Below are 23,258 nucleotides of genomic sequence, written 5' to 3' on the forward strand. Positions count from 1 at the left end.
GGAAGCTCCTTGTTTTTACGTATCTAGGATCAAAACATGCTATTATGTATTAATGATAGGATTAATCTTGAAAATATGCCAAACCCTACATTGACCATACGCCTACATTAGTGGAAGAAATGGCAGTAGCACCAGCTTTTAGTGCAGCAATAACATCGTCTTTATCACAAACTAATCCACCAGCAATTATAGGCATATGACTTTTCTCAGCAACCCAAGAAATTACCTTTGGCCAACCAGGTAAAATCTCTATACAATCTGGCTTAGAAATTTCAACTTGCCTATCAAGATTATGAAAAGACATTGAATCAATTAAAAACAATCTATGGATTGTAAAAAATCCCTGAGCCTTAGCTGCCTTTAGCATAGATGCTTTACCACTCAAAATACCATCTGCCTCAGTATGTTTCTTCAAGTACTGAATAACGATTTCCCTATGTGAAACGCCTTCAAGTAGGTCCACATTTACAAATGCCATTTTCCCACTATCTTTTATCTTCTTCACAATCTCACCAATATTTAATATATTACCATATAGTATAAAAACAATTTTGCAGTCGGAAGTTAATACTGACTCTAGACCTGGATCATCTTTCACGCCAGGAATTATAGGATTATCTTCTAATATTTCATATAAGTTATTACTCATAAAAACCTCCAGGATTATATGGATTTTCAGTGTATAAAGCACTTATATCCTAATATACATCTTAATTATTTAACTAATTGAAAAATTCTTACTTTTACATCATCATTATACATTATATTATAGCATTTTTAAAGTCGCTGAGGGCTTAACGTACTAATTCTTCTAATAATTTTAGCTATCTTTATATAATATATTTAAAGTTAAAATTAATAAATACTTATAATGTAAAGGAATTTTTTTCTTTTCTCCACATCTAATCAATAAAAAGAATTTATAATCCATATTAGTTATTTTTAATTATTACGCATTAATTTGCGCAGTCTACGCAAATTAATGCGTAATAATTAAAAAAATCACATCTTCCATTTGATGAAAGGCTACATTTTCATTTGTTTTATCATTTAATTAGTGGCATATTTATTGCATCATATCCATATGGGACTATGATAAAATAGTCCATATGGAATATGTGAAGAAAGGATCTAGAAATAGAATGAATATAAATAAAAACCATAAAGGTATAAATAAAGAATTTTCCAATCAAATATTATTAGGTATGATTAGTATTTTACTTATTCCTATATTATTGATTATCCTTTTAATGACTCAGCAAATGTCTTATCACAAAAAAATGGAAAGTTTCATAAGTAACTATGGAAAAGAAATAACTGATGTTGTGGCTAACAATATTAATTATTTTATTTCCAATGATGAAAGTAATAAGTTTTCTATAAAAGATATTGATTGGGATAAGCTTATCCCTGATGATACAGATAATATTTACATTATTGTGGATATTAAAAGAAACCTTATATATAGGTCAAAGGGTTTTGAGTTAGACTCTAATCATATTAAACAAATACTCAACTCTCATAATTATGCTATTAAAAATAATGGGTATAATGATGATCAGTTTATATTTGTAACATCTGAAATTTCTAAAGATGGACAAGTTTTAGGTACTTTAATCATCCTTTCTAAGGATGTTAATTTAAGTTCTAATTACAAGCAGTTTCAACTTTTTTCAATTTTAGGTTTACTTATCGGAGTTATTATCTCTTTTAAGTTGTTGTATAAGGTATCTGATTCCATTATTTCTCGGTATGTTTCCATTAATGACAGCTATAAAAAGGTTAATCATGAAAAGGAAATATATTTAGAAAAATATTTGCGTTCTGAGAAATTAGTTACCATGGGAAGATTTGCATCTGGTATTGCCCATGAAATTGGTAATCCGCTATCCTCTATTATTAGCTCTACACAAATATTGAAAAAGTATGAATTAAGTGAAGAAGAAAAAACTGATTATTATGACAAGATACTAAATGATTCTAAGAAAATTGATCTGCTAATTAAAGAGTTCTTAGATTTTAGAAAATACAAAGATGAAGCTAAGATAAAAGTAAATATTAATGATATTATATGTGAGTCTATTGATAACATTTCTGATAATAAAAAAAATCATAAGGTGGAATTAATTATGGATTTATCAAAGAGTTTACCCCATATAATTGCTGATAAAAGCCGAATTAGTATGGCTTTTACAAATATTATCCAAAATGCTTATCAGTCTATTCATGATAAGGGTTTCATTCATATTAGAACTTTAAAGTTTGAAGATGGTATACGCATTCGAATTAGAGATTCGGGCCATGGTATCAAAGAAGAAGATATGAAAAAAATATTTGATCCTTTCTTTACTACTAAAGATGTGGGTAAGGGATTTGGTCTAGGATTATTTATATGTATGCAAATTATTCATTCTCATAATGGTACTATTTCAGTTCATAGTAACTATGGAGAAGGGACAATTTTTACCATTGATCTAAACTTAGATAAGGAGGGATCTGGTGAAAAGGAGAATACTAATTGTTGAAGATGAAATGAATTTAAAACAAAATTTATCATTTATTTTTGAAAAAGAAGGATTTGAAGTAACCTCTGCAAGTGATGGATCTGTGGCTAAGGAACTAATTACTAGTAATATTTATGAAATCATTTTATGTGATATAAGATTACCTAATGTTAATGGTCTTGAATTAATAAGGCTTAAAAAAGAAATTGATTATGATGGCAAGTTCATCATTATGACAGCCTATGGAACTATTGAGTCTGCTGTTGAAGCAATAAAACTTGGGGCTGAGGAATACATAACAAAACCCTTCGTCAACGATGATATTATTAGAATTGTTAATCGCTTATTACACATCCAGAGATTAGAAAATGAAAATGAGAAATTTAAAACCAAGATAAAGAAGAGATATGAATTAAAGAAAAATATTATTGGTTCTAGTTGTGCTATGCAGGAAGTCTTTAATAAGGTGAATAAAGTTTCAAAGGTACATACTTCTGTTTTAATAACTGGTGAAAATGGTACGGGAAAAGAATTGATTGCAAGGGCTATCCATTCTTACAGTGATAGAGCATCTGAGCCTTTTCTTCCTGTTAATTGTGCTGCCATTCCTGAAAATTTATTTGAATCGGAATTTTTCGGCCATGAAAAAGGAGCATTTACTGGAGCCACGGAAGAAAAAAAAGGCATGTTTCAAATTGCTGATGGAGGTACTATTTTCTTAGATGAAATTAGTGAAATACCCCTACATATGCAGGTTAAACTTCTTAGAGTTTTACAAGAAAATGTGGTAAGGCGAGTAGGTGGATCAAATTTGTATCCCTTTAGTACTCGTATTATTTCATCCTCTAATCGGAATCTAGAACAAATGGTTGAAGATGGTCTATTTAGACAGGATTTATATTACAGAATTAAAATTGTTGAAATCAAATTACCCCCTCTTAGAAAACGACAAAATGACATTTTGTTGTTGATTGATCACTTTATAGAAAAGTATGCAAAATTATTTAAACGTAATATCAATACTATTACGGAGGAAGCCATTGAATTTTTACGCAGTTATAGTTGGCCTGGAAATGTTAGGGAGTTAGAACATGTTGTACAGTCTGCTATTGTATTAGCTGATGATGAAACTCTAAGAATAAATGACTTTATAAATATGTTTAATGAAACAAAGAGCAAAATCAAAATTGCTATTCCTGATGATACCTTTGACCTTAAGAATGTTCTATCTCAAGTAAAGATGCAAGCTGAAAAGGAAATGATTGAACGTGCCTTAACTAAAGCTAATGGTAATCGAACTAAAGCTGCTCAAATATTAGGTATCAGCCATAGAAATATTTTATATAAACTCCAAGAATATAATATTGTTTGTAAGGAAGATGATTTATGATCAATAAATTTATGATTATGGGATTTTCCCTTTTCTATTTTACTATTACTATAATTATTGGAATTATCGCTTCTGTTAGACCTCAAAATATTGAAATGTATTTTTTGGGCGGTAGGAAAACAAATGCCTTTATTCTTGCTCTTGCATTTACTGCCACTTCCATGAGTGGTCTTTTATTTCTTGGATTTTCAGGGATGATATATGAGGAAGGCCTTCAGAGTCTATGGATAATAATCCCTAGCTCCATTGTTGGAATTGTTTTATGTTATAAAATCGTAAGTAGGAGAGTTAGAGTTTATTCAGAGTATACTGGAGCCCTCACTGTAATTGAAATTCTAAAAAAAAGATATGTGGACAACAATAATCTTTTAACTTATATTACTGGGTTTATGATTCTTAGTGCCACATTAATGTATGTCAGTGGTCAGTTGATTGCTGCTGGAAAGCTAATTAATGTGACTATTGGATTACCCTATGATTATTCCATTATTATATTTGCCACAATTATGATTACCTATATTGTTATTGGAGGATTTAATGCAGTATGCTGGACAGATGTATTTCAAGGGATTTCTATGATAATGGGAAGTTTTTTAGCTGGAGTGGTGGTTCTAAAAATTAGTAAAGGACTTTCTTTTATTTGGGCTGATATGAAGTATGTTAATAGCATACACCCTAAATTCTATTTATCTCCCATAGATAGTACCACTAATATTATCCTTGGTATTACTACCTTTATTGGCGATGGCATAATGAACTGGCTTGGTCAACCTACTCTCATGACAAAATATATGTCTGTTAGAAATACAGATAAACTGAAGAGTGCTGGTTTAATGAGTGTATCCTTCCAAATCATTTTATTTGGCGGAGTTCTTATTACTTCCTTATATATGAGGACTCAATTTGAAAATCCCGTATCTCTTCCATTAAGTGGAGATACTGAAACTGTTTTTATTCAATTCTTCATGTATATGATGAATCCCTTTTGGAGTGGTGTTGTTTTAGCTGGCATCATTGCGGCTATCATGTCTACTGCTGATTCCTTGATTATGCTAACAAGTTCCATTTTAGTTAATGATATTTACTATGTTAAGAGACCCCAATCTTCTCCAAGGCATTTAATTATCGTAAGCAGATTAATAACTATTTTTCTAGGTACTACTATTATTTTTATTGCTTTTAGTATCAAATCTGTTTTGACAACGGCCTGGATTGGGTGGTCTATCCTTGGTCTTGTGGGTGTACCCGTATTAATGGGATTATATTGGGAAAAAGCAACTTTATCTGGTGCCATATGGGCTCAAATTACTGGATTTCTTGTGTTAATCATATGGATTGTCTTTGATTTAACATCAAAGTTACATATTTTTTATGCCTTTGCAGCAGGCATTACATCATATTTAACCCTATTTCTAGTAAGTATATTTTCTAAAAAATCTCCCATGTATATTAGAAAAGAAATCATTGAGTTAAATAATGATTTTAAATATAAGGGTCATATAGAAATATAGATGTTATAGTATTCTATAAACATACTTTTACGCAAAGGGATGCGTATCTTAAGAAAAGTATTGCGTAATTGAATAATTTTTTTCACTCAGCATAAATATAAAATGGCTTGTTTACTAAGTTCTATAGTAAACAGGCCTCTTTTTATTTTTGGCATAGTTTATGCTTTAAAAATATTAGAACAGGCTGAAAATTTCGAAAAAGGAGGCATTAAAATAAGTAAACACTCATACTTAAATAACAAAATACATAAGGAGGCTATTATTATGGGCAGAGACAGAAAAATTAAAATTGCAGTGGTTCAAATGAAATCTGAACAAGGAAATACTAAGATTAATTTAGAAAGGGGAGTTGCCTTTATAGAAGATGCAGCAAAAAATGGTGCGGATATTGTATGTCTGCCGGAATTATTTTATTCAGGATATCATCTTGAATCAAATGAACTTCAAAAACTTGCAGAGCCTATTGATGGGCCCATGGTTCAAACATTACGTGAGGTTGCTAAAAGAACGGGAGTATATATTATAGCTGGATATGCTGAATCTGTAGCTATTCTTGGTAGAATGTATAACTCAGCAGTATTTATTAGTGATAAGGGTGAAACTATTGGAAATATGAGAAAAGTAAATGCCTGGGGACAAGAAAAGCTAAAATTCAGAGAAGGTAAAGAATTTCCTGTTTATGATACTCCACTAGGAAAAATCGGAATTATGATTTGTTATGATGTTGAATTCCCAGAGCCATCTAGAATAATGGCATTAAAGGGAGCTGAAATTGTATTTGTTCCAGCTGTTTGGAGTATTCCTGCTGAAGATAGATGGCACATTGATTTGTCTGGTAACGCACTCTTTAATTTATTTTTTATGGTTGGGGCTAACCCAGTTGGAGATGGTTCCTGCGGTTGCTCTAAAGTTGTACATCCTTCAGGTAAAGTATTATCACAGGCAAGTAATGAAGATGAAGAAATATTATATTGTAATATTGACCTAGATGATGTGGTAAAGGAAAGATCTAGATTACCTTACCTAAATGACTTTAAAGAAGACACATTCAGTATGGATGCAGTAAATAAATACTAGAAAATACACAAAGAACTTATTTCCTAATAAACTAAAAGATTAAGGAGAGGTGTAATATGGATACGATTACAAACATTGTTGTAAGTATTAGTAGTTGGTTGTGGGGCCCTCCTATGCTCCTTTTGCTAGTTGGTGGAGGACTATGGATGACTATAGCTTTGGATTTTGTACAATTTAAGCATTTTCCATTTATTATGAGAGAAACTTTAGGGAAGCTTATTAAACCCGAAAAAAGTGGAGATGGAACAATAACGGCATTTCAAGCAACTACCTCTGCACTAGCCAATACTGTTGGAGCATCCAATATTATTGGTGTACCAGTGGCCATTGCACTAGGAGGCCCAGGGGCCATATTCTGGATGTGGGTAAGTGGAGTATTAGGTCTAGCTATTAAATGGGCTGAGATTGCTTTAAGTATTGAATATAGAGAAAAAGATGAAGTAGACGGTACCTTTGTAGGTGGGCCTATGTATTATCTTTCCAAGGGTTTAAATGCCAAGTGGTTAGGTACTTTATTTGCATTTGTTCTTATGTTAGAACTTATTCCTTCTGTAGGATCTCAAGCTGTTGCAGTATCTGCAAATGCAGCTGCTGTAGGAATTCCTAAAATCGTATCAGGTGTTGTAGTTGCCATATTTGCAGGATTAGTTGTATTTGGCGGAATACAAAGAATCGGTAAAGTTACAGAAAAATTAATACCTGGAATGGTTATTCTTTATTTAATCGTAGCATGGATTATAATAGCATTAAACATTCAACATTTACCTGGATCAATATTATTAATCTTTAAGTCAGCATTCACTCCTGTAGCTGCAACTGGTGGATTTGCAGGTGCCGGAATTGCTGCTGCTGCTCGCTGGGGTGTTGCCAGAGGCGTATACTCAAACGAAGCTGGTATGGGTCAAGCTGGTATAGCACATGCGGCTGCCATAACAGATCACCCTGGACGTCAAGGCATGTGGGCAATGTTTGAAGTTGTTGTTGATACTTTCTTCGTATGTAGTACTACTGCATTTCTAACTCTTACAACTGGTCTTTGGACTACAATGGGAGCTGACGCTGCTGCTACAATTCCAGCAGTTGCAATAGGAGATATAATAGGGGCAACTTTTGCTCAATACTTTGTTACATTCTGTTTAATATTCTTCGTTGTTTCAACTGTTATCGGTAACTGTTTCTATGGCGAACAAATGGCAAGATACCTTTTCGGTAATAAATTTGCTAAATTCATGTTAGGCAGTTATATTGCCATTGTTGTAATTGCATCCACAAGCGATTTGGCTACAATATATAACTACTTGGATATATTACTTGCACTTGTTGTTATCCCTAACGTAATTGGGGTTGTTTTAATGACTAAGAAGTGTAGAGAAATTAAGAAGGACTTCTTTGATAATAAAGATTATGTTCCTGCAAAGAAGTAAATTAAATAAGGTATATGTCACAATAGAAACGTGACATATACCCTTTCTATTTAATATTAAAGTATTGAGATAAGACTCCAAATATAATGACTATAAGCCCCACTATTGAACTAATCAATATCTTTTCATCTAAAAATATTGATATATAGACTAAAGATACAAAGGGTGTTAAATATAATAAATTTGAAATCACATGTGTTTCCCCATTTTCTAAAGCTTTGAACCAAAATATATAAGATATTCCATTTACAAATACTCCATTATATATTATCCATATTAGAACTTTGGAACTTGGCAAAACAAATTTAGAAAAAATAGCAACAGTTGGTATCAAGAATATTAAAGCAGAAAGAAAATAAATAAACACACTTATGGTTTTATCAAAGTTATATTTTTTTCCTAAGACTGAAAATAACGCAAATACAAAGGCTCCAGTAATTGCTAATATATCTCCAGACAAGCTTGTTAGGTTAAAGTCTATTATATCTCCCTTAGTCGTTATTATGATTATGCCAATGAAGCTAATAAAAACTCCTACTATTTTCTTTGCAGTAACCTTTTCTTTAAGTATTATAAAGGACAATACTAAAACTAGCATAGGCCATGTATATGCCAAAATAAATCCTTCAGAAGCAGTAGTTCTCTCTAGTGCTCCATATAAAAGGACATAGTATAGATAGTTTCCCAAAAAACCAAGTGAAAACATTTTAGTATATTCATTTTTATTATATTTCTTTAAATCTTTAGTCTTCTTCTGCAATATTAGGAGTATACCTAATACTAGTGTTGATAAAATAGTTGAATAAAATAATGTCTGTAAGTTATCTAACTCTACTAGAATCTTTTTCGTTGCCACAGGTATTGATGCCCATAATAAAATACATAGAGCTAAATTAAAATAAGCACTAAATCTTTTACTTTTAAATAGTGAATTATCCATAATCATACCTCCTTAAAAATTTAAAAAAATAAAGAACTATTTTAAAATAGTCCTTTATAAAATCTCTTATATATTATTGTAATTTATTTCTGAAATAAATCTTTTCCTAAATCAAGTTCTTTTTTAGCTTATTTTCGTATTCTTTTTCTATAATCAGCTGGTGTTACTTTTTCTAAATCTTTAAATATCCTAGTTAAGGATGAATTATGGTTATATCCTACCATTTGAGCAATCTGTAATATTGTAAAATCTGAGTTCATAAGAAGTTTTTTTGCCTTCTTAACTCTTAATTTTTGTATATATTCCTTAGGAGAAACATTCATATTCTTTTTAAACCATTCACTATAATAGTTTATATTATAATGTTCAATCTCAGCTAAAGTCTTTAAATCTATATCTTCAGTAAAATGCTCATTAATATATTTTACAGAATCGGATATATTGTCATTAGCAATAAAGTCATAGAAGTAATTAAATAAGTTATTAATTGAACTGGAACTTTTTTTATTATCAATTTCATTTAATAATAAAAATCTTACAGCCTTCCATTTATCATCAAATACAAACTTACTACCACCTGCCATCTTATCCATGTGATTTTTAATGACCATATGATCAGGTATATCTAAAACCAAAAACTCATTGCTCTTATGAGCCTTGAAAGTGTGTTCAGAATCAGGAGGCACTAAAAATAGATGGTCTTCATCTAACATAAGCTCTTTATACTTAGTTTCTATATAAAGCATTCCTTCAAGAGGTAAAATTAATTGAGCAAATGAATGGGAGTGTGTATTAAGTTTATCAGTATATATCCTACGTTCACAATTTATACCCTTCAAAATAATTCACCTCTTTGTTTTTTTATATTATAACATACCCCATGTTGAACACATACTAAGAAACCTCATGGCATATTGGCACCATGAGGTTTGAAAGTATATGAATCTTAATATTTTTTAATTAATCTATTAAATTTTCTTTCAAGTCTCCAAATGGATATTTTCTCATACATACAATCCCCACAATAATTGTAGCAACTTCAGCAAATATTACCGCCATCCAAATACCTTCATTACCAAATATCAGTGGCAATATTATTAAGCCTATGATAAGTCCTATAAGACTTCGTGATGCCGTGATTACTGCCGATAATATTGGTGAATTTACAGCAGTGTAATAGGTACCTAAAGTTATATTTACTCCACTTAATATAAATGCAAATGCATAAAAATCTAGTATATATGCAGCTATCTGAATAGTCCCTTTCTCCTTAATAAAAATACTAGCCATACTTTCACCAAGCATTAATGAAGCTACGCATAGAACCACACCTGAAGCTAAATTTGCATATATGGACATACTTCTTAACTTCTTTACTCTCTCAAGTTTATGAGCGCCTAGATTAAAACTCACAGCAGATTGAATAGCCTCTGCAAATCCATAAAATACTGATGTGGAAATGGTGGTTATCTGTAGTGCTACAGCATATGCTGCCACACCTTCCATTCCGATTTTTTTTATTATTATCACATTGTATATAAACCCAGCAATAGATGCCGCTGCCATACTCAATAATTCGGATGATCCATTAAATAACATGGACCATATTTCTTTTTTTCTAAAAATAGGAACTGAAAATTTCCATGATGATTTGTATTTAATCATATACAGCATTAATAGCCATGGAATCAATTGTGACATTCCCGTTGCAAGAGCAGCCCCTTTCATCTCCCATCCTAAAACTCCAACCAATAGATAATCTAATGATATATTTATTACTGTACCAATTAATACAGCCAAAACTACCACAACAGGTTTTCCATCTAATTTCAAGAAAAACGAGAAGGCGAAGGTCAATATAAATGGTAACAGAAACAGGGATAATGTTCTTATATAGTCTATCATATACTCTGCTATCTTCTCTTCAGCACCTAATAGATTGGGAAATTTACTACTTAGTCCAATCAAGATAATAGTAGCTGCCACTGCTATCATACTCAAAAGCACTATCGTAACATTGAAATAATTATTACTTTTTTCTAATTCCTCTTTCCCTTTATGAATACCTGCAAGTGTAGTTCCTCCAATAGCCACCATTATGGCTATCCCTGCAAGTAACATTACAAAGGGCATTATTAGAGTAATTGCAGATAACCCTTTAGATCCAACATATCGTCCAATAAATGCTGAATCCACTAGCCCAGCTGTACTCTGCGCTAACATGGCAAGTATAGATGGAATGGCATAGTGCCAAAAAATCTTTGAAATTTTGTCATTTCCTAAGTCAACATGACCTTTTTGGGGTAAATTCATTTACGCTTACATCCTTCCTTATTATTTATCTAATTCATCTTTAAATCATCTATTTTCATAACTTGTAATAACAGTCCTATCTCTATATAATAAACCTTAAAGTAGGTTTAATGTCAATAAGGAGGTTTTACATATTGCGTAAATATTTGACTATTGGTGAACTTGCAGATTTAATGAAAATCTCAACATCAAATATTAGGTACTATGAAAAAGAAGGATTATTATCCCCTTGTAAAATTCATGATAATGGATATAGACTTTATGATTTCAATGAATTAGATACATTAGAAACAATTCTATTACTTAGAAAATTAGATGTTCCATTAAAGCAACTAAAAACTATAATGAAAAACTACTCTATTGACGATTACATAAAAATCTTAAACTCCTCCCTGTCATCCATAGATTCAAGGATAGATGAGTTACACAGTAAAAGAAGACATGTTACAAGAAAATTAAACTATGTTGAAAATTTTAAAAAAGTAAAAAGACATTATCATATTACACACATACCAGAGAGAGTGCTTTATTGCCTTCATACAGGAAAAATATTTGAATATACTATTAAAGAGACCTATGAGCTTATAAAGTCTCAAAATCTTGATTATTTAGATACGTACCAAGATAGCTATATAATACCTTTAGATTATGATACTTTTAGTTTTTGTATACTTAAAATCCCTGGTATGGAAGCCTTTGAACGTTTCCCTGAGATAACTCTTCCTGGAGGTTCCTACTTAAGTTATGGTATTTTTGTTCAGGACTATGATGAAATTCATATCGAAGTAGATAAATTCTATGATTATATGAAAAAGAATTCCCTTTCTCCTATAGGTAAACTCATTATAATTGAAAATACAAGATGTTCACATTTCCATCTCAACAGCATATATTTAGAGCTACAAATCCTCATAAACTAAAAAAAGCTACAATCAATATCGATTGTAGCTTTATTACAATTATCATATACCTTAGAAATATATATCTGCAAACTCAATTTTAATCCGTTCAATTTGTCCGTTATATTCTAAAGTATTATCTATATCATGTTCTACATCATCTGAATTAACGCATATAGGTAGCTTTACCGTAAAGGTACTTCCTTTTCCAATTTCACTTTCTACACTGACACTTCCGTTGTGTAGTTCAACTAAAGATTTTACAATAGAGAGTCCAATGCCACTGCCTTCTTGATTTCTAGTAAGAGATCTATCTATTTGATTAAACCTTTCAAATATACCACTTAATTTATTCTGTGGAATACCAATTCCTGAATCTTCTACTGTAATATATATATGGTCTTTTATTTCATAAAGTTTTATCTTTATATTTCCCCCTGAATTTGAGAACTTTATAGCATTAGCAATGAGATTTAATATTACTCTTTCGATCATATGTACATCTATAGAAATCATTTTTTTATAGATCCGGGTATGAAAACTTATATTCAAGTCTTTATTGATGGCATAATCTAGTATCGATGTTACAATAGAATCTAAAATTTTGACTATATCATATTTTCTAAGCCTTAACTTCATAAAGCCACAATCTAACTTTGTAATATCTATTAGATTATTCACAAGGCGAAGTAATCTATAGCAGTTTTGCTTCATCCTTTTGATCTTTTTAGGTATATTATCCATAAGATAGTTACTCTCTTGCCCATATAGCTCTAACAATTGTATTGTTCCAAGAATTACATTTAAAGGTGTTTTAAATTCATGTGACATATTGGAAAAAAACTCATTCTTTAACTGGTCATATTCTAATGCTTCCTTTAATTGCCTTTGACTCTCCATAAAATCCTTTGTTAATTTCTCAGTTCTTTTTCTTTCGGAAATATCTCTAATAATTCCTAAAGCATGTATATCATTATCGTATTCAAAAGCTACGCCCCTTGTTTCGATATTAATAATTTCTCCATTTGTCCGTTTCATCTTCTCTGTTGTATCAGTTATAACTACATTCTTTTCAATAATGTCAGATACTTTTTTTTCCATGTTTTCATGATAAGTAGGTAATAAAAAGTCTTTAGCAGATTTGCCTATTAGGTCTTCAGCTTTCTCTACTCCCACTAACCTGGCTGCAGCTTCATTACAAAGGGTTACTATATCACCTTTCTGAACTACAATAGCATCCGGTGACAATTGAAACAGTTTTTCATATCTATTTTCACTCTTCTTAAGCTTTTCTTGAAAAATTTTGTAGCAACACATGACACGTTTATATCCTTGTCCTTTAATTTCACAAGATAAATCCCTATATTCATCGCACCCCTTACAGTCAACGCTTGTTTCATCTGAATCTGTCATCTCTACAAATTCAGGAATGTCATTTAATATTTTCTTATAGCATGCATGTGTTTTCATAAGGGTATCTTCTTTTTCCTTCAATAATTCTTTTGTTTCTTTTAACTCTATTTTAAGTACTTCAATTTCTTTAATTAATTTATCTTCTACTGTATGACAACCATCCAAGAGTATATACCTCCTATTATTATAAGGTTCTTTTTTATAAACAATTTAATAATTTCCATATAATTCCTAAATGCTTAAAATTTCTATAAAAAGATGATTTTTCCTTCATATTTCGTTAGCATGTTTCGACATAATACTTATACAAGTTTTAGATAGCTATCACAACCAATTAAATAGATCTATATATTATCAAAAGAATAAATCTCTTATATTTATTTTTATATGCAAAAAAACTCCTAGTTTTTTTTAACTAGAAGTTCTTTTTTTGTTATCCCTTTACTAGAGAGTTAAACTATTTATATTGCTTATCCAATTAATCCAAGTACAAGGAATCCTACACTAGCCAATGCAGCAGAAGTCAACGCATATGGCATTTGAGTTTTAACATGATTCATTACATTTACTTCAGCAATCATAGATGATAAAATTGTTGAGTCCGATATGGGAGAACAGTGATCTCCAAATACTCCTCCCGAAATAATTGCACCAATGGTCATTGGTATACTTGCACCTATAGCAACTGCCATTGGAATTCCAATAGGAATCAATACTGCCACTGTGCCACCACTAGTTCCTGTGGCAAATGACATGAATGCCCCCACAATAAAAATCATGAAAGGAACAAAGGCTGGATTAATACCACTGCTAATCCTCGCTATAAATGCACCTGTTCCTAATTGGCTAACTAAATTGCTGAAAGCAAAAGCTAAGGTTAAAATCATGGTCACTTCCAAATAATTGCCCATACCTTTGAACACCCATTTTAAATAGGTTTCTATCTTCGTTATTCTTTGAAGCACATAATAAATTCCTGTTAAAATCAAGGTAAGGATAGCACCAATGTAAATCCCTGCAGATCCATCACTTTTTAATATATTTCCTTCACCAGTAATACACATAATGCCAAAGATACTCCCCACTAATAGAACCAATGGAACAATCATGTTTTTAGCTTTTGGTACAATATCTCCTTGAAAAATCTGTTGAGAAGAGTAAGCTTCTGATTGCTCTTCCTCTGTATTTCCAGTTGACCATTGACCTTGTATATTTGTATGATTATCCATCAAAATTACTACAGCAACTATTAATATGGAGAATATTCCATAAAGTTGAAATGGTATTGCTGAAATTATAATAGTCATTGGGTCTACTTCTATAATACCAGCTGAAACTTGACCTCCAACCATGGCCATTAAGAAGGCTCCAGCCCCATTGAATGGTATGAACCATGCAATTGGAGAAGATGTAGAATCTGTTATATAAGCCAGTTTCTCTCTTGATACATTAAAGCGATCAAACAAGGGTCTTGAAGCAACTCCCGAAATTACTATGGAGCTGGTACCATCAATAAACAAGAAAATTCCAAGTAAATAAGCCAATAGCTGTGCACCTACTTTGGATTTCACCAATTTTCTTTTTTCAGTCAAATACTCTACCATGCCATGAACCCCACCTGATGCTTCAATTACATACACAAAGGCACCAATCATCAAACAAAACAGTATGGATTTTGCTGCCCAATCGTCTTGAAAAACTTTATAAATACTATCTAAACTTGTAAAAATTGTTCCTGTCTTCATATCCAAAATAATACCCGCTACAATAATTCCTGATAAAAGAGCAATAAATACATTCTTAGCTACAAAAGCCAGAATAATTGCTAGTAAAACGGGTACAATTGATAACCAACTTAATTCCACAATCATCACCCCATCATTTTTTTATATAATTCCATAAACAAATATCTTAAATATACATCCATTATAATCACTATAGGACCTTATTAGAATGTAATAACTTCACCAAAAACTATAAAAACGATACCTTCCTATAGGTATCGTTTAATTACCAAAATATTCTGTTCTAAATTCCTTTGGCGAAACTCCTTCATAGCGTTTAAAGAACTTGGTCAAATTAGAAGGTTCATCAAATCCCATCAAATCTGAAATTTCATTTATTGTGAGCTCTCCCTGACTTAAGTACCTCTTGATTTCTAACAATATTCGGTCAATGATAAATTGCTTAGCCGATAAATCTACTACCGTTCTAGTTGCTTGATTAATTGTTTTTTGGGAGACTAACATGATCTTTGCATATTCCCCAACAGTTTTCTTTTCCTTAAAGTGGATGTCCACAAGATTTTTAAATTCCACAAATCGCTTATAAACACCAGAGGTTTCCCTTTGTTCATCTATTTTCTTAAATCTACGGATTGTTAGCATGAAACTTCTAAAAAGAGATTTTAGCAATTGTGCCTTTACTGTACTATGAGCTGCTTTATACTCTTTATATATTAAATCAATGAGTACTCGATTGGAGGCCTCTTCACTAACATCTGTTTCAATAATTGGATTGTATAAAGGCATATTGAAGTGATCTAAAAAATCATGGATATTCATCTCTGAATTAGTATATAGATAGTCTTCAGTAAACATAATAATATAACCAGTGGCTTCAGTATCTGGAAAAAAACGATGAACTTGATTTTGTGCAATAAATATCATATCTCCTGTCTTAAAATCATATACTTTAAAATCTATTTCATGTGCCCCTTTTCCGGATGTTATATACGATATACTATAAAAGTTCAATCGAAATGCTTTTGAAATATGTTTAGTTGGACGTGTCTTTAAAAACTCTTGTAAGCCCACTATTTCAAAATCAAATGACTTATGTTCAGGCCTTTTAAAGTTAATTCTTTTAATGGTATCCATTTGTAAATCCTCCAGTAGCTAATCTAAATTTCATATAATTGTTAGATCGACTGCTCTTAACCTATACACTTTTTATCCTTTAAAATTTGCAGCTCATTACTATATTTTTTCAAAAAATATAATAATTTATTATAACATAAAGCCAATGATACTAAATGTATCATTGGCTTTATTGACTAAAATTTACCGTTATTATTTTTCCACTCTTCTTTATTCGGGATATTTTCAATTACATCCCAATGTTCTGCTATTTTTCCATTTTCAATTCTGAATAAATCATAGTAAGCTACTTTCTGTCCTCCAAAAGTTCCTTCACTTACTGCTAAAACAAAATTCCCTTGGCCTAATATCATATGGTTTTCTTCGTACACCATATTAATTCCTTGCTCTGCCATGGCTGCCATAGCTTTTCCTAATCCTGATAATCCATCTCCAATTTGAGTATTATGTTGAATATAATTGTCACCATCAAAATATTGTGCCATTATTTCATAGTTACCTTCTACTAATACTTTATCCACAAACGCTTTAGCAACTGCTTTATTTTCATTTGTTCTATCTAAATCAACAACTTTAGTTTCTCCATCAAGTTGTGTTCTTCCACTTGGATTAGGCTCTGTACTCTTCTCAGCTAAATTATCCCAATGCTCTACAATTAGACCATCTTCAAATCTAAAAATATCAAATCCAACTTTTGGTCCAAAGAAATTATAATCTGTCTGAGTTACAACGTAATCCCCATCTTCAAAAACTCTAACTACATCTACTGATGCACTTCCTTTAGGAAGCATACTCAGCAATTCTCCAAAACCTGCTAATCCATCTCCAGCAGATAAGTTATGTTGAATATACTTCTCTGGATTAATATATGCAATTGCTGATGAGTCCCCTGTTTCAATACTATTTAGTACTGCTACTACTTTTTGTGAATTTGTCATTTCTTCATTGCTACTGACCTTTATTTTTTGACCTGGAAAAATAAAATGAGGATTTTTAAGTTTATTTAACTCTGCTAACTTCTCCCATGTTATTCCATGACTTTCTGCAATTTTCCAAAGTACATCTTCACTCTTAACTGTATAATATTCTTCTGTTGCATACGCACTAATAGATAAACTAAATAACATCATAAGTGCTAAAATTAAGGTTATTATTTTTTTCATAATTATTGCCTCCCTTAGAATATTTATCATGTATAAAAACTATAATTGGTCTTTGTTACCAATTGCTTACCCTTATTCTATATTCATAGACATTGTAAAACCATATAAAAAAGAACCCAAAAAAGGTAATAATGACACCTTTTTGAGTTCATATAATATTCTATGCCCTTGTGAAATCTCTTCACCAATAATTTTTCACATTAGTTAAACGCCTGCTTCTTCTTGTATTATCTCCTTAACTAACTTTGAAATAAATGGTGGAAGTATTAACGAAACGGGTAAAGCAATAGTAAATCCAATACCCCAACTTTTCATCCATATTTTCAAAAACACATGATTTATTCCAACATTTATTAAAGTCATAGCAAATGACATAAAAAGTGACATTCCCAATGCCATAAAAAATCCAAATACTAATGATTCATATTTTTTATCAATCTTCATATATATCACTCCTATTATTTTTTACTTTATTAAGGCCCTTACCCTTCTTAAGATTATTCATCACAATTTATTTCATTTTTCACATTATGCATATTTTTAAGTATTTTCTTTAATGAGTTAAGTATATGAATATATTCTTCTTCTGAAAATCCATTTCCATAAATCGCTATCATCTCTTCAAATGTCAAGTTTATTGTGGGAACAATCTCTTTTCCCTTGTCTGTTAAATATAATCTATAAAAACGCTTATCATCCATATTCTTTTCTCTTTTTATATAACCACTTTTTAATAAATTCTTAACAGCTTTTGCTGTTGTTCCTTTCCCAATGTTTAATAAATTACTTAGTTCCTTTTGACTTATACCTTCATTGTTGGAAATAACATATAAAAAATCATGTTGTCCACTTCCTATATGATAATCTTCAAGTTTTTTATTAATAATACTTTGAGAATTTCTATGAATAGCAGCTATATATTTGCCCAGGGACTCCTTTTTCAAGATGACACCTCCTAAAGTAATATAGTTTCCTTTGAAACTAATTATATTATATCACGAATTAGTTTTAAAGGAAACTATATTGTAATCTCTAGAAACTCTTTTAAATGCAATAAGGAGAGGTAGTTTTAAATAACCACCTCTCCTTATATATATAATTTACTGTTTAAACTTAATCATATGATTAAATTTTAATTTTAAGTTTTTTAACTTGATTGTATTTCACAACTATCATTTGCTATTAACTTTTTATAAATTACATTACCTATGATTCCACCTACAACTAAAGCTACTAAGAAAATCCATCCAGATAATGAGAAGTTAGCAATTGGTGTATAAAGTGCTCCTACATTACAACCGTTTGAAAATCTTGTTCCAAGTCCCATTGTAATACCACCTATAGCATATATTAATATTTCTTTGAAGCTAATAGCTAGTCCTTCTTTGAATGTTTTTGTAAGGTTTCCAGCTAAAAGTAACGCAATAGCTGTTCCTAATAGAATACCAAAGTTTTGTACATTGATTTGATGGTTGAAAAATGGCATTGTAAATATTTCTACTGGCTTGTGTGAAAAAGCCGCTACCCTTTCAGGAGCAACTCCAAATAATATAAGTACTTTACCAAACCAGAATCCATAAGGAGTAGATGCTCCCCATCCTGCCTTAGTTACACCCATTAAAAGTATACTTATACTTCCAAGTACAACTGAACCCATGCCAAGTGTCCATGGTCTTACAAATAATTTTTCGTAAGTATTATTGCTAAATAATTTAAAAGGCCCTTTGTCTTCATAAGTTTTCTCTTGAGCAAATTCTGTATCTACTCCTGTGTACATATTTTGTGCTTTTCTATTATCTTCATATACTTTACAAATCCAAATTACTACTGCTGCAAGAACAATAGTTAAAATACTTGCTCCTAAATATCCACCTAGTCCGTCACCTTTAAATAAATCTGGTAAAAATACGCCATTTGCGAATGTTTCAGTTGATACAATTGTATCAGTAATCCAAGGAGCAGAACTTTGAAGTGGGAATCCTAAATATACTCCCATACCAAAGAATATAAGTGTTATAATAGCACGTGGTAGACCTGTTATTACATCAGTAAGAACTCCTGATGCACAACAACTAGAAAATGCCATACCAACTCCAAATAGTATACCCCCTAGTACAAGCCCTAAGTTAATAGGATTAACCCATAAATCATATTGAGTTGCATCCTGACCTATAAAAAAGCAAACATTTACTATTGCTGTTCCAACAAACATAATCATTAATGCTCTCATTAATTTTGTAGAACCCGTTCTGTACGTTCTATTCACACTACCTGCAAATCCAAAATAAGATCTTGTAAGTGCATATCCTAGCCCTAATCCTGCGATTAGTCTAAAGAATAACATGGGACTGCTAAGCCCTGATTTTCCTAATACTAAAGTGGCAATAAGTAATATAAAGCCAGTAATATATTCAACATTTTTTTTCACAAATATTACCTCCATAATGTTTTTATAGTTCTAAATTTTTCTATTTGTAGGGGCTAAATGCCCCCTATCTTATTCAAAATTGTAATCAGTTATAATCATTTCTCTATCAGTTGTTTGATCATTGAAATACTCATAGAAAGATAATCCTAAGAATCCACCTGATACATTATAAACATTTTCAAATCCTAAGTTTTGTAATGCTAATACTGCATTGTAACTTCTTTGTCCACTTCTACAATGTAAATAAATTGGCTGATCCCTAGGGATTTCATCTAATCTATCTCTAATCTCACTAAGTGGTAAGTTCATAGCTCCTATTATATGACTTTGCTCATATTCATCTTTCTCTCTTACATCTATTATGCAAGCACCACTTTCTAATAAACTTCTTACTTCTGTTTCACGTACTTGTCTAAATGCATCATGTAATAAGTTAGAAGCCACATATCCTGCAAAATTAACTACATCTTTAGCTGTTCCAAATGGTGGAGCATAACATAGTTCTAAATCTCTTAAGTGCTCTACAGTTGCACCAAACTTAATAGCTGTAGCAATTATATCTACTCTCTTATCTACATTTCCTTTACCAATTGCCTGAGCACCTAATACTCTACCTGTTGGAACTTCATATATTAATTTAAAATGAACTTGTTCACATTCAGGCATTAATCCTACTTTATCTCCTGGAATCACTTTCACTACGTCGTATTTAATATTTAAGTTAAGTGCTTTAATTAATCCTTCATTTAAACCTGTAGAAGCTCCATTGTAATCAAATACCTTAATTACAGATGATCCAATGAATCCTGTGTTTGATATGACCTTTCCATGGATATGGTCTGCTACTGCTCTAGCTTGCTTTTGTGCAGGTCCTGCTAAAGGTAGTTTAGTCATTGAATTAGTTAGTGCATGATATACTTCTATAGCATCTCCTACAGCATATATATCTTTATCATTAGTTCTGTAATTTTGATCTGTTTTTATTGCACCCGTTTCTCCCAATTCTAATCCTGCTTCTTGAGCTAATTCAGTTTCTGGAACTACTCCAATTGCCATAACCACTGCCTGTGCATCTACTTTCTTACCTGATTCTAAAATAACTGTATTTGGTTCAAAAGCCTTTACTTTATCTCCTACTATTAGATTTACACCATGATCATGTAACTCTTTATGTAGAATTTGTACCATATCGTAATCAAATGGTTTCATGATTTGAGGCATAGCTTCAATTAAGGTTACATTATAACCTGCTTCCTTTAAGTTTTCAGCAGCTTCAACTCCAATAAATCCTCCACCGATTACTGTTACATTTTTAGTTTCTATAGATTTCACGAACTTATTTAATTTATCAATGTCCACAACATTTCTAATTGAAAATATATTTACATCTTCTATTCCTGGAATTGGTGGAACTATTGGTCTTGCTCCTGGAGATAATATTAATTTATCGTATGATTCATTGTACTCTTCTCCAGTCACTACATTTCTAACTACTACTTCTTTGTTTTCCCTATCAATGAATACTACCTCATTGTTTACTCTAGCCTCTATTCTGTATTGCTTTAAAAACTTTTCAGGTTCCATTAGAACTAGGCTATCACTATCTTCTACTGTTCCACTTAAGTGATAAGGCAAACAACAATTTGAAAATGATACATGTGGCCCTCTTTCAAACATGATTACTTGATCATCTTCACTAAGTCTTCTTAATCTAGCAGCTGTAGATGCGCCACCAGCAACTCCACCAACTATTAAAAATTTCCTACCCATTTGTATTCCTCCACTCTCTTCGTTTAAATTTATTTATATTTTTAATTACAAAGATAAACATTGCCATTAGATTTATTGAACCTACTATAAACATCAATAAATCTGCTGCGTCGAATATAATATCAAAATTTGAAATACTAAGTACTCCTGATAATGTTATTAAGCTTATATAAAATATAATTTTTTCATTTTCACCTATATGCATAGTCCTATTAAGAAAATGAAATGACCCGAGTACTGTTGTTAATCCTGATAGAATAAAGAAAATTATTACAATTCCCAAACCCAAATTTCCCGTTACAGAGGCTACACTAAATAGATAACCTACGATTCTTTCAAATCCATTTTCACTTAAATTTATATTAGGCACATTATACCTTCCATAAGTAAATACATATGATGTGATTACAACGGCTATAAATATGGTAATAATTGTTGATATTGTTTGTAATAGTGCTTCTCTTCTTGGAGAATTCTCTGCGTCAGAACTTGCTAATGCACTAGTTCCTAAAGAAGTTTCACTTATTTGAATAATTCTTTGAAACCCTATAATAAGGCCTATTGGTATTCCAACAAAAGCTGATTTTAAATTCATAAAGTCTTCCCAAATCAAAGATATATACTGGGGAATAAACTCTATGGTTAAAAGGACAAAAGATATAAAAAACACAGAATAAAATAAAATTATTAAAGATACCATAGAGCCTAATGCATTTATAAAAATCTTATAATTTTTTGTTATGACTATTATGGTTACTGCTAAGATAAGAGGTATTATTATATAAAATAACAACCCACTTTGAGTAAATTCATAGTTAAAATTCTGTCTAAAAAATATCTTCACAACACTCTGAATTCCCGTTAATTGAAAACCTACAAAACCAAATGAATATAATGTTACTAAAGAAATCATATATACAAATCCTGCTTTTTTGTTTATGTTATAATCAATGAAATCTCTAGGAGTTTTCATAGTTATTTGACAAAACAGTACTTCTGAATAGGTTATGGGAACTAAAAAAAACATACCTATAATAACCCATAAAACTATACTTTCTCCCCTCATACCACTATTGGATATTTTCCACATGGCTGTTAAGACTCCAATAATAGCACCTGTTCCAACTTTAGATGATAGTGATATGGAAAGAGAACTTTTTATTTTTGAAAATTTCCATTTGGTTTTATCCCTTTTACTCACACTATTAAGAAGAGTTACTGTTCTATATGTTATAACCCCTCCCACCATAATTAGAAGTGGTAAAAACAAATTCCATAAATAATTATTGAGTAAGTTAATTATTCCGCCTACTATTTCAATTATAAAATCAGCTCCTATCTGTTTTTTCAATTTATGATTTGTTAATTTTATCTCAATCTAATTATCTTATACTTTTCACCTTTTTCATAATAAATAAGCTTTATGCACTATAATAGATTGTTATATTGAATGGGATTATTGAAAGATAAGTTTATATACTATGTAAAATAAGGATTGGTAATGCATATAAAACCTATTTATTTTCACAAACTATAGTGATAGAATA

19 protein-coding genes are annotated in these 23,258 nt (G+C 30.9%); 6 read left to right on the plus strand and 13 right to left on the minus strand.

Annotated features, from left to right (window positions below; genetic code table 11):
• Positions 1–85 precede the first annotated feature (85 nt).
• Complete coding sequence (locus CCE28_RS06895) at positions 86–649, minus strand: glycerol-3-phosphate responsive antiterminator (protein ID WP_095132320.1); 564 nt, start codon at positions 647–649, stop codon at positions 86–88.
• Positions 650–1,142: 493 nt separating this feature from the next.
• Here CCE28_RS06895 and CCE28_RS06900 point away from each other — a divergent pair, with 493 nt between their 5' ends.
• The 5 genes from CCE28_RS06900 (at position 1,143) to CCE28_RS06920 (ending at position 7,906) form a co-directional block, all read left to right on the plus strand.
• Positions 1,143–2,525: a sensor histidine kinase gene (locus tag CCE28_RS06900; RefSeq protein WP_176461702.1), complete on the plus strand. Its 1,383-nt coding sequence runs from the start codon at positions 1,143–1,145 to the stop codon at positions 2,523–2,525.
• Positions 2,500–3,894: a sigma-54-dependent transcriptional regulator gene (locus CCE28_RS06905; RefSeq protein WP_095132324.1), complete on the plus strand. Its 1,395-nt coding sequence runs from the start codon at positions 2,500–2,502 to the stop codon at positions 3,892–3,894. Before CCE28_RS06900 ends, CCE28_RS06905 begins: the two co-directional genes overlap by 26 nt.
• Positions 3,891–5,405 carry a sodium:solute symporter family transporter gene (locus tag CCE28_RS06910; RefSeq protein WP_095132326.1) on the plus strand — a complete coding sequence of 505 codons (1,515 nt, stop codon included), beginning with the start codon at positions 3,891–3,893 and terminating at the stop codon, positions 5,403–5,405. The genes CCE28_RS06905 and CCE28_RS06910 overlap by 4 nt, the downstream gene beginning before the upstream one ends.
• Positions 5,406–5,669: 264 nt before the next feature.
• Entirely contained in the window at positions 5,670–6,482 is an 813-nt protein-coding gene (locus CCE28_RS06915) for a nitrilase-related carbon-nitrogen hydrolase (protein WP_095132328.1), read from the plus strand.
• 56 nt (positions 6,483–6,538) lie between these two features.
• Positions 6,539–7,906 (plus strand): alanine/glycine:cation symporter family protein, encoded by a 1,368-nt coding sequence (locus CCE28_RS06920; protein ID WP_095132330.1) that lies wholly within the window; start codon positions 6,539–6,541, stop codon positions 7,904–7,906.
• A gap of 46 nt (positions 7,907–7,952) precedes the next feature.
• On the opposite strand, the gene CCE28_RS06925 is transcribed toward CCE28_RS06920, so the two are convergent.
• From CCE28_RS06925 to CCE28_RS06935, 3 genes are all read right to left on the minus strand, one after another.
• Positions 7,953–8,846, minus strand: coding sequence for a DMT family transporter (locus CCE28_RS06925; RefSeq protein ID WP_095132332.1), 894 nt, complete (start codon positions 8,844–8,846; stop codon positions 7,953–7,955).
• 128 nt (positions 8,847–8,974) lie between these two features.
• On the minus strand, positions 8,975–9,685 hold the full coding sequence (locus CCE28_RS06930; protein WP_095132334.1) for an AraC family transcriptional regulator: 711 nt from the start codon (positions 9,683–9,685) through the stop codon (positions 8,975–8,977).
• 121 nt (positions 9,686–9,806) lie between these two features.
• The gene (locus tag CCE28_RS06935) at positions 9,807–11,159 is read right to left on the minus strand and encodes an MATE family efflux transporter (protein WP_095132336.1); all 1,353 of its coding nucleotides are present in this window, start codon (positions 11,157–11,159) and stop codon (positions 9,807–9,809) included.
• 134 nt (positions 11,160–11,293) lie between these two features.
• On the opposite strand from CCE28_RS06935, the gene CCE28_RS06940 reads away from it, so the two are divergent.
• Positions 11,294–12,079: a helix-turn-helix domain-containing protein gene (locus CCE28_RS06940; RefSeq protein WP_176461703.1), complete on the plus strand. Its 786-nt coding sequence runs from the start codon at positions 11,294–11,296 to the stop codon at positions 12,077–12,079.
• Positions 12,080–12,130: 51 nt separating this feature from the next.
• On the opposite strand, the gene CCE28_RS06945 is transcribed toward CCE28_RS06940, so the two are convergent.
• From CCE28_RS06945 to CCE28_RS06985, 9 genes are all read right to left on the minus strand, one after another.
• Complete coding sequence (locus tag CCE28_RS06945; protein WP_095132339.1) at positions 12,131–13,636, minus strand: PAS domain-containing sensor histidine kinase; 1,506 nt, start codon at positions 13,634–13,636, stop codon at positions 12,131–12,133.
• A 305-nt stretch (positions 13,637–13,941) separates the two neighbouring features.
• Positions 13,942–15,336, minus strand: coding sequence for a Na+/H+ antiporter NhaC family protein (locus CCE28_RS06950; RefSeq protein WP_176461704.1), 1,395 nt, complete (start codon positions 15,334–15,336; stop codon positions 13,942–13,944).
• A gap of 141 nt (positions 15,337–15,477) precedes the next feature.
• Positions 15,478–16,350 carry a helix-turn-helix domain-containing protein gene (locus tag CCE28_RS06955; RefSeq protein ID WP_095132345.1) on the minus strand — a complete coding sequence of 291 codons (873 nt, stop codon included), beginning with the start codon at positions 16,348–16,350 and terminating at the stop codon, positions 15,478–15,480.
• A 176-nt stretch (positions 16,351–16,526) separates the two neighbouring features.
• Entirely contained in the window at positions 16,527–17,513 is a 987-nt protein-coding gene (locus CCE28_RS06960) for a LysM peptidoglycan-binding domain-containing protein (RefSeq protein WP_207652864.1), read from the minus strand.
• 204 nt (positions 17,514–17,717) lie between these two features.
• Positions 17,718–17,957 carry a DUF2798 domain-containing protein gene (locus CCE28_RS06965; protein WP_095132346.1) on the minus strand — a complete coding sequence of 80 codons (240 nt, stop codon included), beginning with the start codon at positions 17,955–17,957 and terminating at the stop codon, positions 17,718–17,720.
• A gap of 53 nt (positions 17,958–18,010) precedes the next feature.
• Positions 18,011–18,457, minus strand: a complete 447-nt coding sequence (locus CCE28_RS06970) for a MarR family winged helix-turn-helix transcriptional regulator (RefSeq protein WP_095132348.1) — start codon at positions 18,455–18,457, stop codon at positions 18,011–18,013.
• A gap of 203 nt (positions 18,458–18,660) precedes the next feature.
• A complete protein-coding gene (locus CCE28_RS06975; RefSeq protein WP_095132349.1) occupies positions 18,661–19,941 on the minus strand; it encodes a YeeE/YedE family protein in 1,281 nt (426 codons plus the stop codon).
• Between the two features lie 69 nt (positions 19,942–20,010).
• Entirely contained in the window at positions 20,011–21,711 is a 1,701-nt protein-coding gene (locus CCE28_RS06980) for an FAD-dependent oxidoreductase (RefSeq protein ID WP_095132351.1), read from the minus strand.
• A complete protein-coding gene (locus CCE28_RS06985; protein WP_242972923.1) occupies positions 21,704–23,062 on the minus strand; it encodes an alanine:cation symporter family protein in 1,359 nt (452 codons plus the stop codon). The genes CCE28_RS06980 and CCE28_RS06985 overlap by 8 nt, the downstream gene beginning before the upstream one ends.
• Between the last annotated feature and the right edge of the window lie 196 nt (positions 23,063–23,258).

It is taken from the genome of Anaeromicrobium sediminis (assembly GCF_002270055.1).
GTDB classification, from domain to species: domain Bacteria; phylum Bacillota; class Clostridia; order Peptostreptococcales; family Thermotaleaceae; genus Anaeromicrobium; species Anaeromicrobium sediminis.

Excerpts from the sequence above, each read along its gene's own strand:
- CCE28_RS06895 (WP_095132320.1), bottom strand. The coding sequence starts at position 649 with ATGAGTAATAACTTATATGAAATATTAGAAGATAATCCTATAATTCCT.
- CCE28_RS06900 (WP_176461702.1), top strand. The coding sequence starts at position 1,143 with ATGAATATAAATAAAAACCATAAAGGTATAAATAAAGAATTTTCCAAT.
- CCE28_RS06910 (WP_095132326.1), top strand. The coding sequence starts at position 3,891 with ATGATCAATAAATTTATGATTATGGGATTTTCCCTTTTCTATTTTACT.
- CCE28_RS06915 (WP_095132328.1), top strand. The coding sequence starts at position 5,670 with ATGGGCAGAGACAGAAAAATTAAAATTGCAGTGGTTCAAATGAAATCT.
- CCE28_RS06920 (WP_095132330.1), top strand. The coding sequence starts at position 6,539 with ATGGATACGATTACAAACATTGTTGTAAGTATTAGTAGTTGGTTGTGG.
- CCE28_RS06925 (WP_095132332.1), bottom strand. The coding sequence starts at position 8,846 with ATGGATAATTCACTATTTAAAAGTAAAAGATTTAGTGCTTATTTTAAT.
- CCE28_RS06935 (WP_095132336.1), bottom strand. The coding sequence starts at position 11,159 with ATGAATTTACCCCAAAAAGGTCATGTTGACTTAGGAAATGACAAAATT.
- CCE28_RS06955 (WP_095132345.1), bottom strand. The coding sequence starts at position 16,350 with ATGGATACCATTAAAAGAATTAACTTTAAAAGGCCTGAACATAAGTCA.
- CCE28_RS06960 (WP_207652864.1), bottom strand. The coding sequence starts at position 17,513 with ATGAAAAAAATAATAACCTTAATTTTAGCACTTATGATGTTATTTAGT.
- CCE28_RS06965 (WP_095132346.1), bottom strand. The coding sequence starts at position 17,957 with ATGAAGATTGATAAAAAATATGAATCATTAGTATTTGGATTTTTTATG.
- CCE28_RS06980 (WP_095132351.1), bottom strand. The coding sequence starts at position 21,711 with ATGGGTAGGAAATTTTTAATAGTTGGTGGAGTTGCTGGTGGCGCATCT.